The organism is Sodalinema sp., assembly GCF_046483825.1.
Taxonomy (GTDB): Bacteria; Cyanobacteriota; Cyanobacteriia; order Cyanobacteriales; family Geitlerinemataceae; genus Sodalinema.
The window spans coordinates 1-9,820 of the sequence record NZ_JAWOCL010000144.1 but is presented as its reverse complement, the minus strand read 5'-3'; the positions used below and the strand labels follow the sequence as shown (position 1 = coordinate 9,820).

The 9,820-nt window shown below is 51.5% G+C and carries 11 protein-coding genes; 3 read left to right on the top strand and 8 right to left on the bottom strand.

Translation table 11 applies throughout. The annotated features are described in order from the left end of the window. The 5 genes from R6U67_RS09420 to R6U67_RS09400 form a co-directional block, all read right to left on the bottom strand. Positions 1 to 500: NF038130 family PEP-CTERM protein (locus tag R6U67_RS09420; protein WP_410252312.1), on the bottom strand; the 500-nt coding region annotated here is incomplete at its 3' end. A 385-nt stretch (positions 501 to 885) separates the two neighbouring features. Continuing rightward, positions 886 to 2,085: an LL-diaminopimelate aminotransferase gene (locus R6U67_RS09415; protein WP_410252311.1), complete on the bottom strand. Its 1,200-nt coding sequence runs from the start codon at positions 2,083 to 2,085 to the stop codon at positions 886 to 888. A 36-nt stretch (positions 2,086 to 2,121) separates the two neighbouring features. Continuing rightward, a complete protein-coding gene (locus R6U67_RS09410; RefSeq protein ID WP_410252310.1) occupies positions 2,122 to 2,451 on the bottom strand; it encodes a thioredoxin family protein in 330 nt (109 codons plus the stop codon). A 149-nt stretch (positions 2,452 to 2,600) separates the two neighbouring features. Further along, positions 2,601 to 3,362, bottom strand: a complete 762-nt coding sequence (locus tag R6U67_RS09405) for a PspA/IM30 family protein (RefSeq protein ID WP_410252309.1) — start codon at positions 3,360 to 3,362, stop codon at positions 2,601 to 2,603. A gap of 146 nt (positions 3,363 to 3,508) precedes the next feature. Then, a complete protein-coding gene (locus R6U67_RS09400; protein WP_410252308.1) occupies positions 3,509 to 4,741 on the bottom strand; it encodes a hypothetical protein in 1,233 nt (410 codons plus the stop codon). A 596-nt stretch (positions 4,742 to 5,337) separates the two neighbouring features. Between R6U67_RS09400 and R6U67_RS09395 the strand changes: the two genes are divergently transcribed. Both R6U67_RS09395 and R6U67_RS09390 read left to right on the top strand, forming a co-directional pair. After that, positions 5,338 to 5,916, top strand: coding sequence for a DciA family protein (locus R6U67_RS09395; protein ID WP_410252307.1), 579 nt, complete (start codon positions 5,338 to 5,340; stop codon positions 5,914 to 5,916). A 237-nt stretch (positions 5,917 to 6,153) separates the two neighbouring features. Beyond that, entirely contained in the window at positions 6,154 to 6,414 is a 261-nt protein-coding gene (locus R6U67_RS09390) for a hypothetical protein (protein WP_410252306.1), read from the top strand. Positions 6,415 to 6,579: 165 nt separating this feature from the next. Here the strand turns inward: R6U67_RS09390 and menB are convergent, their stop codons facing one another. Genes menB through R6U67_RS09375 form a run of 3 tightly spaced genes read right to left on the bottom strand, consistent with a single transcriptional unit; the run spans position 6,580 to position 8,979 of the window. Next, complete coding sequence (menB, locus tag R6U67_RS09385) at positions 6,580 to 7,413, bottom strand: 1,4-dihydroxy-2-naphthoyl-CoA synthase (RefSeq protein WP_410252305.1); 834 nt, start codon at positions 7,411 to 7,413, stop codon at positions 6,580 to 6,582. Between the two features lie 45 nt (positions 7,414 to 7,458). After that, on the bottom strand, positions 7,459 to 8,610 hold the full coding sequence (gene tyrA / locus R6U67_RS09380) for a bifunctional chorismate mutase/prephenate dehydrogenase (RefSeq protein WP_410252304.1): 1,152 nt from the start codon (positions 8,608 to 8,610) through the stop codon (positions 7,459 to 7,461). Positions 8,611 to 8,622: 12 nt separating this feature from the next. After that, a complete protein-coding gene (locus tag R6U67_RS09375; RefSeq protein ID WP_410252303.1) occupies positions 8,623 to 8,979 on the bottom strand; it encodes a phage holin family protein in 357 nt (118 codons plus the stop codon). Between the two features lie 181 nt (positions 8,980 to 9,160). On the opposite strand from R6U67_RS09375, the gene R6U67_RS09370 reads away from it, so the two are divergent. Then, positions 9,161 to 9,676 carry a pentapeptide repeat-containing protein gene (locus R6U67_RS09370; RefSeq protein ID WP_410252302.1) on the top strand — a complete coding sequence of 172 codons (516 nt, stop codon included), beginning with the start codon at positions 9,161 to 9,163 and terminating at the stop codon, positions 9,674 to 9,676. The last annotated feature ends 144 nt before the right edge of the window (positions 9,677 to 9,820 follow it).

Below are 9,820 nucleotides of genomic sequence, written 5' to 3'. Positions count from 1 at the left end.
GTAACTAAATTCCTCCAATCATCATCTGATAGAGTATTGAGGTCTGTGTTAGGGCTCAAACCCCCAATGTGCTCAGACACAAGGTGAGAAACACCGGAGTCAGTCCAAGCATCCAGGAGCCATTTCTGACCGAAGCTGCTATAGCCACCATAAGGATTCAACCAGTCCAGCATCGTTAAACTGCTCACCGTGATCACTTCGCCATCCAAGGTTCCGGAGAGAGTTGTAGGCGACCAAAAGTTAGCTGCGCTGGCATTGCCCAACATACCCGAGAGTTCAATATTACCGCCAGGGGCATTGATATCGCCTTGGAGCAACGTAGCCAGGTCAGCAGTCCCTGTTTCATCGAGCTTAGTCGAGCTGCCAACCTGCTCGTATAAGAGTGCTGGGCCAGAAAGACTGGGACTTTGCAGAGTAAAAGCCGCTGCAGGAGAGGCAGCTAAGACCGTGATACCAATGAAGGAGGTGCTGAGTAGAGTTTTTTGAAATAATCCAGACATGATGGGTAAATCCTTAAGTCAGTTTTAGTTAATTCGTATACCGGGTAGATGTTGGCGAGTCGTAGCTTTCACGTTAATAATGACAGAGTCCCCGGAAGGGGTTGAGTCATGGATGAGTACGATCGCCGACCTGCTCAATTTCAACCTACCCTTATTGTAGGGAGTAAATAGAGGTAGTAGGTAAAGTTAGTGTTGAGTTTTCCCTGAGTTTTATAAAGTTTTTGCTAAGTTGAAAGAGGTAGGTCAACTCCCACTGGGAGCGGACTTGCCGTCTTTTCAATAGAATTACAGATGTTTTAGCTGTGATTTCAAGTCTAGGCTGATTTCATCCGAGTTAACACGGATAAATTAGATAAGGTGTTACGAACTGTCAAAACTAATCAACTTATCCCCGTAGAAACACAGAGATTCGTTGTACAGCTTCGGCTAAGACTTGGGGCGATCGCACCAACGCAAAGCGCACATAACCCTCACCACTCTCCCCAAACCCCACTCCTGGAGAAGCCGCCACCCCAGTTTGCTGAACCAAGGCGTCACAAAAGCCGATCGAGTTCTCGGACCAGGGTTGAGGCAATTTTGCCCAGACATACATCGTTGCTTCGGGCCGAGGAACCGCCCAACCAATTTCCTGCATCGCCTCGATAAACACATCTCGACGTTGACGAAAACAGTCAACGGTCGACTGTACGGGACTCTTGCCATCATGACTGCCATCATGACTAATATCACTATTTAGGGCCGCGATCGCCCCATTGAGAATCCCCTGATACTGATTAAAATCGACCGCCGCCTTCACCTGGCGCAACGCCAAAATCAACTCCGGGTTACCAATGGCATAGCCCACCCGGAACCCGCCCATATTGTAGGACTTAGACAGCGTAAAAAACTCAATACTACGACGTTTCTCAACATCCGCTTGCAGAATCGAGGGAGGACGATCGCCCTCAAACACTAAATCCCCATAGGGGAAATCATGAACCAAGGCTATATTGTACTTATCGCAAAATGTCAAGGCTTCTTCAAAAAACGTAATAGAAGCCGTCGCCGTCGTAGGATTGTGGGGATAACTCAGCACCATCATACGGGCGCGATCGCACACCTGGGGAGGAATCTCACTAAAAACCGGCAAAAACTCCCGTTCCGCCCGCAATGGTAGCGGATGAATCCGCCCTCCCGCCAACGCCACCCCACCATAATGAGAAGGATACCCCGGATCGAGAAGCAGAGCATAATCCCCAGGATTCAACAGGGCCAGAGGTAAATGAGCCGTTCCTTCCTGAGATCCCACCAGCGGTAACACCTCCGTTTCTGGATCAACCTCAATCCGATAGCGTCGCTGATACCAATGCGCCGCCGCCTCACGAAACGCCTTGGTTCCATGGAAAAGGAGATATTGATGGGTTTGGCTATCCCAGAGCGATCGCTCAATCTCGTGCAAAATAAAATCGGCCGTCGCTAAATCCGACGAACCGAGAGATAAATCAATAATATCTCGTCCAGCCTGGCGGGCCGCTGCCTTCGCCCGATCCATATCTGCAAAAACATTAGCACGGAGCGAGTCTAGGCGTTGAGCAAAATGAAGCATAACAAAAGCGTGAACGAGACAGAGAGCAGCAACCTATTAAGCCCCTAAAAGCGAGTCTAACAGCTGCTGAAGTTGCGATCGCGTAATCGCCCCTTCCTTCGCCTCAAGCATCTCACCCTGACGATAGAAGCGTAACGCCGGAACCCCTTCAACCTGGCAACGTTTCACCGACTCCGGATTGGCATCAACTTCTAACTTGACAATCTTAAGGCGATCGCTGTAGTTCTGCGCGGCCCAATCAATCGAAGGAGACACCAAGCGACAGGGGCCACACCAAGAGGCCCAAAAATAGGCCAAAACAGGTTGACTGGCCTCCAACACTTCCGCTTGGAACTGAGAATCATTAATCGTAACCGGTTGACTCATGGCTTTGTCGTTAACATCCCTGAGGGGAGACAGGACAGAACAAAATCCCCGTCATCCAGTTTAAAACGAGATGAGCCCGAAACAAACAAGCGATCGCCCAATCTCAAATCGAGCGATCGCCACCATCAACGAAAATCTCCAACCCGTCCCTAGAGATTATCCAGTTCAGCCCGGAGTTTTTCGAGTTCATCATCAACTTCCGCATCAGCCGCCGGAGTTTGGCCTTCCGGAAGTGCGCCAGCGGGTTTCGAGCCTCCTGAAATCTGGGCCTTCATCGCCGCCAACTCATCATCGACATCACTACCGGATTCCAACTGAGCAAACTGGCTTTCCAAATCACCCCCAACTAGCTCTTCAGAGGCTTGAGACGTCGCCTCAGCTTCGAGGACTTTCTCTTCCATGCGTTCAAACGCACCCATCGCCCCACTACTATTGAGAGAGCCGAGGCTATTTTGTAACTGCTCCTGAGCCTTCGCCGACTGCATCCGGGCCTTGAGCATATTTTTCTTAGTTTTCGCCTCAGAAATCTTGCTCTCTAGCTGCATCAAGCTGCGCTTGAGGGTATCAACCTGCCCAGACTGCCCATCATACTGAGCCTTGAGAGTCGCAGCGGTTTCCGCATGAGACTTTTTCCGTTGCAGAGCTTCCCGAGCCAGACTTTCATCTCCTTTTTGCAACGCCAACTGAGCGCGACTCTGCCATTGATTAGCATTCGTCTGAGCTTGGTTGTACTGTTGTTGAGTTCGTTTTTGTTGAGCGATCGCCTTTGCAACAGCTTGGCGCAACTGCACCAAGTCCTCCTGCATATCAATAATCGCCTGCTCTAAAATCTTCTCTGGATCTTCAGCCTTGCTCACCATGTCATTAACATTGGCGCGAACGACGCGGCTGATGCGATCAAATAATCCCATAACGTCTTTATTCCTTCTGACAATTGGTTAACAAATCGAAAAACGGGCGTCTACTTTAAGTGTAGCCAGCGGCGGCTCAGATTGGGGAGTTAGGGACGCGACGACCACAGATCGGTCCACGTCCCCATCCTAACCCGAATCCACCCCTAGCGAGGTTGATACACTTGGGCTGATATCCCATCCTCCCCGAGGCGGTTCACCAGACCTTGAGCCGCCCCAGTATCATCAAACGCTCCCACCTGGACCTTCACCCCATCAGGAAACTCCCGTAAATAGGCATCAGGAACCACCTCTCGCACCTGCTCCAATCTCGACACCTGATCGTTATAATCCACCACCACAAAGATAAACCCCGCATAGTTGCGATCGCGATCCACCCTCGGGGCCGGACCCGAATCCGCATCTGTCGCAGCATTATCAGCCGTCGTCTCCTCAGGCGTCTCAGACTCCTCAGATACCGAATCTGGCGAGTCCGAGCCACCCTCGGGCTGAGACTCCCCGGTTGATTCGGGGGTGAGCAACGCTGAAATATTATCAAGCGTATTTTCGGCCGGTTCCGTCCCCTCCGAGGGAGTTGGAGCGCTGGCCGCTGCCTCAGGCGACGGTTGAGGGGCTTCTTGAGGCGTGGGCGGAGGCGTCACCAGAGGCGATCGCGTCTCGGGATCTAAACGGCTTAGAGTACTGAGATCGAGTTGGATAAACTCCTCCGCCGCCAAATCCGGTGACGTGGGTAAACGAGTTGGACCAGCAGACGCCGACTCGGGGCTGTTCTCTTGTCCCTCACTCTCCGAAGCTGTCCCACCGCCAAAAAATCGTTCTAACCCCAACTGTCCCAAACTTTCAGGATTCACTAAAACATAACCGAGGGTGGCCGTTGCTGCCAAAAAGAGCAGCACAGACCCCACTCCCAAAGCCGTAAACGTCCGCTTCTCTCCATCGCCATCTTGATTTGAGGCTTGATTTGAGGCCGTCGAGAGATCGCTGACCGATACAGCCGACGGATCTCGATCAGAGGTCAAACCCGAGATCGCCTCCACCTCGGGTCCCTGACGAAGCCGCTCAGCTGATTCCAAATAGGTTCTCGGCGGCGTGGCCGAGTCCACCTCAGCCACCTCAGACCGATCCTCAATGGCGACATCCGAGTCCGCCTCATCCGCCTCAGAGGTCTCAGAACTCCACTCGGAGTCGGTCGCCTCGAGTGATCCCGAGGCCGCTTCAGATGTCGCCTCCCAGGGCGATCGCTCAGATGACGGTGGCTGAGGGGACTCAAGTTGCCCCTCGACAATCACCGGCGACGATGACGGCGGTGGTGGCGGGGGACTCATCTGCTTACGATGCTGTCGATATCGTTCGAGTTCAGCATCGAGTGGAACATCCAAACTCGCCAACGCGACTTGTAACGAGGGATGAAGAAGAGAGTTCGTGGGTCTAGGGGAAGATTTGGTCGAAGACACTTGACTCAAGTTGCCAATTCACAAGATGGAAAACCCGTTGGGGCTGTTACAAGATTAACCCGACTTGACTGGGAATGGGGGGAACTGCCTCAGCTAGGTTGAACTGGCGTTGAATCCCCTGATCCCCGTTCAGAAAACTTTTACCTAAATTTCACAGAACCTTCACAAAGGTAGGGCATCCTCGGAATAAAGAGGCGTCGAGCCATCCTGAGGCTCGGTTAACCGATGACCGGGATCAGGATCACATCACCGCCTCAGCCGATCCATTACCCTTTACTACAGTTAACCTTAACTGCCAGCATCGTCTCAATCGTCAGATCACTCGTCAGACCATCGAGGACGCGATAAACCAGTCAAGCCAATACTTTGAAGCTATTTTTTGTTATTAAACGTCCACGATCAACCGTCCACGATCAACGACTCAGCCAACGACTCAGCCAACGACTCAGCCAACAACCCAGCAGCAATGAGCAACAATTGATTGTGAATGATCACCTGTCCATTGTCTGAAAGCCACTGCTATGAGTTTCCAATCCTTAGATCAGATTTTACAAAGCCTATCCAATCAACTGGTTGATCCGAAACAGGAGCCGCTGGATCAAATCGTTGCAGTTTGGCCCGATGTCGTGGGTGAGAAAACAGCTCGCTTTAGTCGTCCCGTCCGTCTCGCTCATGGCATTTTACAGGTGGCGACAGCGAATGCTGTTTGGGCGCAGCAATTAACCTTTGCCCGGCGAAGCTGGTTAAGTCAATTAAACCCCTATTTAGACGAACCGCTGCGAGACATTCGTCTCTCTCCGGGACTCTGGCATCGAGACATCGAGCCTCCCCAACCCAATCCTGAATATCAGCTATCCCAGCATCCCAGTTACTGGGGACCCGGCGACGAGTCTCTCTTATCCCGTCAACGGGGGACACCGACCTCGCTCCCCCCTAGCCCACAAGGAGCATTTGAAGCTTTGTTGCAGCAAGTGGCAGTTCATACTCATCAGTTGCCCCCATGTCCAGTTTGCCATTGTCCCACCCCGATTGGTGAGCTAGAGCGTTGGTCAGTTTGTGCCGTTTGTGCCGTGTCTTGTCCTGACATTGAGAGGGAATAATCTGAGATTTTTGCCCCTTTGACAACCCGTCCCTAATCGATCCCCATTGGGTCAAAGGGGGTTATTTAAACTGTAGCGATCGCTACGAACCATACTTTACTTATCTTTACAAACTTTATTGTTAGTTTACAAAAAACAGGCTTAAAGCTAACTTTTATATTTTCTTTGGGATCTAAAAAAGAGAACGATTGTAAAATTAAAGAAGATAAATAAAAACGTTCGCTTTAAATCAGTTCAATGAATATCAATACCTGTTCCGTTTCAACCTGCCGCTCTTGCCGATACTATACGCCCGAAGGTCGTCGGGGTGGTCAATGCCAACAACTCAGCGCTCCGGTTTGCGGAAGCTGGAAATCCTGCTCCTTAGCCTTTCCACCCTTTGCCCCCTCTTGGGAGCATTTAGAAAAACTCATTTCTCTCGATAGCCGTGAGTCTGTTCCTGCTCGGACTTTACCTAAAAAACCCATTTCTGTCGAAGCTGAACCCGTTTCTGTCTAAAGGTCTGGGCTTTGTTTAAAGGCTTCTAGTCCCGTTCAATGAAGTTACAGCTTTACAGAAAAATCCCCACCTAAGGGGGAAGGTGGGGGAGACTAGGGCATTGTCGTCAATCAGAAACCATAAACGACAAGAACCCCGATCAACGATTCAACAATCAATACTCAATTAAGGGAGCCAAGGATACTGACGAAAATCAGGAGGGCGTTTTTCCAAAAAGGCCTGTTTTCCCTCAACCCCTTCTTCCGTCATGTAATACAAGAGCGTAGCATTGCCAGCAAGTTCTTGTAGGCCCGCCTGTCCGTCACAATCGGCGTTAAACGCGGCTTTGAGACAGCGGATCGCAATGGGGCTTTTTTGCAGAATTTCCTCAGCCCAACGAACGCCCTCAGCCTCTAACTCCTCAACAGGGACAACGGTATTGACTAATCCCATCTCAAGAGCCTGTTGAGCATCATACTGACGACAAAGGAACCAGATTTCTCGGGCCTTTTTCTGGCCGACGCTACGAGCCAGATAACTAGCCCCAAAGCCACCGTCGAAACTGCCGACTTTGGGACCCGTTTGTCCAAAAATGGCGTTATCAGCGGCAATGGTGAGATCACACACAACATGGAGAACATGACCGCCGCCAATGGCATAGCCTGCTACCAAAGCAATAACAACTTTGGGCATTGAGCGAATCAGCCGCTGTAAATCCAAAACATTGAGACGAGGAACCCCCGCATCATCCAGATAACCGGCTTTCCCTCGCACACTCTGATCGCCTCCAGAACAGAAGGCATATTTACCATCGCTATGGGGGCCAGCCCCCGTCAGTAGTACCACGCCAATGCGGGTATCTTCCCGAGCATCCGCGAAAGCGTCATAGAGTTCAACAACGGTTTGGGGGCGAAAGGCGTTGCGTTTGTGGGGACGGTTGATGGTGATTTTGGCGATCCCATCCCGTTTGTGGTAGAGAATATCCTCGTAAGTTTTTGCAGTTTGCCAAGTCATGTCCATAAAATCGTTGCCAGGTTGACAGAAACACTCAGGGTGCGTGTTTTATCATTTCACGTCCGGGGGCTGACTGGGGAGCGTAGCTGAGTCACGGCTGGCCGAGTCGCTACTGGCTGAGTCGGCCACGCGATCAGCGGCCAGGAGGATACTCATCGCTTCGATGAGGCGATCGCTCTCCCGAACCGCTCGTTCCGTTTCACTCCCAAAGGTCTCACTGGCGGCATTCATGGCATCAATTAGCCCTTGACGGTCTTTAGCTTGTACCTGTTTCGCCAAAGCTTGGAAGGTTTGGGCTAAACGGGCGATCGCCTCACGACGGTCTGCATTTGCCAGCATAATATCGGCGTAGAGTTCGGCATCCTGACCAAACAGACGACTCACCATATCAATTCCCAGCCGATAAATAGGACTCGACAACTCCAAACTGCGGCCAACTTCAATGCCATCTTGGGCCAGAAACACCCCCAGTCCAAAGGTGGCGAAGTGACGAATCGCCTGAACCGTCACCATCATCTGATCATGTTCATCGGGGGGAGATTCCACCAAGTCGCCGCCATCTCGGGCCATCAACTCAACCAGCCATTGCCAAGCGGGGCGATCGCGGCCCGGACAAATCACCACTTTCTGAGACAAAAACGACTCCACCCCAGGGCCAAACATGGGATGTAACCCCACCACTGGGCCAGAATGAGCCGTCAACATGGTCTCTAGCATCGGACCTTTGATGCTGGTAATATCGGCTAACGTCGCCTTGGGAGACAGATAGCCCGCCGTTTGACGAATAATCTCTAAAGTTCGGTCAATGGGGACACAGACGAGGGCTAAGTCAATATCTTGAAGTAACTCCGGGGCCTGAGGCCAATCCTGTCGCCCCAGCAGACGCACCTCATGGCCCGCTGCGAGGAACCGCTGGCGGAAAAACTGAGCCATCATCCCCCGTCCCCCAATTAGGGTAATTCGTCGTTTTGGCTCATCGGGGTGGCGTAGGGGACGAGTCGCCAGGGCCGCCGTACAACTGGTGACAAGGCTATTCCAAACAAAAGGCGGAACCCCAGACGTCTGGAGTTCCGTTTCTACAATGGTGTCCACTGTGGTCGAGGATGCTGAGGAAGACGGCGATCGCTCAGACAAGAGCTGAATCCGCTGACTCAGCAAGTGAATCAGTTGTTTGTCAATGGCCTCAAGGGACAAATCAGGCATGGGACAAGATACTTAGGTTGGATCGGGGTTCTTTCCAATTAAACTATCCAAGATGCTAGAGACAAAGGAGAGAACCAGCGAACCAATGATGGCCCACAACAGCCCATCGACTGTAAAGCCACTGGTTAACGCAGCAACCAGTTGGATACTCAGGGCGTTAATGACCAGTAGGAAGAGTCCTAGGGTGACAATGGTAATGGGCAAAGTCAGTAGAATTAACAGGGGACGCACGACGGCGTTGACTAAGCCGAGGATGATGGCCGCAATCAAGGCAGCGTTAAAGCCGGTTAGGGTAATTCCGGGGACGATATAAGCTGTGACGACTAGGGCCAGTGCCGTCATTAGCCAGGTGACGATAAATTGTGGCATTTGCTTTTAAGGTTTTCTATAACGGTCAGGAATGCTTTCCCCATTGTATCGATTATTGGCAGGCATTGGCGGAAAATGTGGACTGGAGGCTCGTCTGAGGGAATCGCCAGGCATGACTGACTGTTGCTGGGGGTGAGCTTGGGTGTAGAGTGAAGGATGTCTTTAGCGCTCCTTGTTACTCTTGTCCTTCATTGCTATGTTGATGGCGATCGCACATACGGGTTTAGCCCTACTCCTATCCATTAGTCTCTGGTTTGGGCAACCCCTCGCCCAAGCGGTTCTCTATCAACCGGAACTCTCTTATAGTGAGTCCACATTGGTGAATGAGGATTTCTCGGGACAAACGCTGGCTAAGGCGGAGTTTGCTGGCTGTACCTTGCGATCGGTAGACTTCACTGATGCCGATTTACGGGGAACCACGTTTAGTGTTTCTTGGATGACGGATGTGAGTTTCCGAGGAGCGGATTTAAGCAACTCAATGCTCGATCAGGTGACGTTTAAGACGGTAGATTTGCGGGATGCGGTGTTAACTGACGTGATTTTTCTGCGTTCTAAGTTTGAGAACGTACAGATTGCTGGGGCAGATTTCACGGATGCCATTCTCGATGGATCTCAAGTCAACAAACTTTGCCAGATGGCTGAGGGAATCAATCCTAAGACGGGTGTGGCAACTCGGGATTCGTTGTATTGTCGATGAGGAAGGGAATAGGGAATAGGGAATAGGGAACAGGGAACAGAAACAACGTGGGGGCGTACCTTTATGGCCGCCCTCTTCCGGCAAGAGGCATAACCCCCCCCTACCCCCTCCCGGGAGGGGATGGCAGGAGATAAGCGAAAAAAA

What these genes read in the sequence shown, in the direction of transcription:
- menB (WP_410252305.1), bottom strand. Translation starts at nt 7,413, where the DNA reads ATGGACATGACTTGGCAAACTGCAAAAACTTACGAGGATATTCTCTAC.
- R6U67_RS09415 (WP_410252311.1), bottom strand. Translation starts at nt 2,085, where the DNA reads ATGCTTCATTTTGCTCAACGCCTAGACTCGCTCCGTGCTAATGTTTTT.
- R6U67_RS09395 (WP_410252307.1), top strand. Translation starts at nt 5,338, where the DNA reads ATGAGTTTCCAATCCTTAGATCAGATTTTACAAAGCCTATCCAATCAA.
- R6U67_RS09390 (WP_410252306.1), top strand. Translation starts at nt 6,154, where the DNA reads ATGAATATCAATACCTGTTCCGTTTCAACCTGCCGCTCTTGCCGATAC.
- R6U67_RS09410 (WP_410252310.1), bottom strand. Translation starts at nt 2,451, where the DNA reads ATGAGTCAACCGGTTACGATTAATGATTCTCAGTTCCAAGCGGAAGTG.
- R6U67_RS09405 (WP_410252309.1), bottom strand. Translation starts at nt 3,362, where the DNA reads ATGGGATTATTTGATCGCATCAGCCGCGTCGTTCGCGCCAATGTTAAT.
- R6U67_RS09375 (WP_410252303.1), bottom strand. Translation starts at nt 8,979, where the DNA reads ATGCCACAATTTATCGTCACCTGGCTAATGACGGCACTGGCCCTAGTC.
- tyrA (WP_410252304.1), bottom strand. Translation starts at nt 8,610, where the DNA reads ATGCCTGATTTGTCCCTTGAGGCCATTGACAAACAACTGATTCACTTG.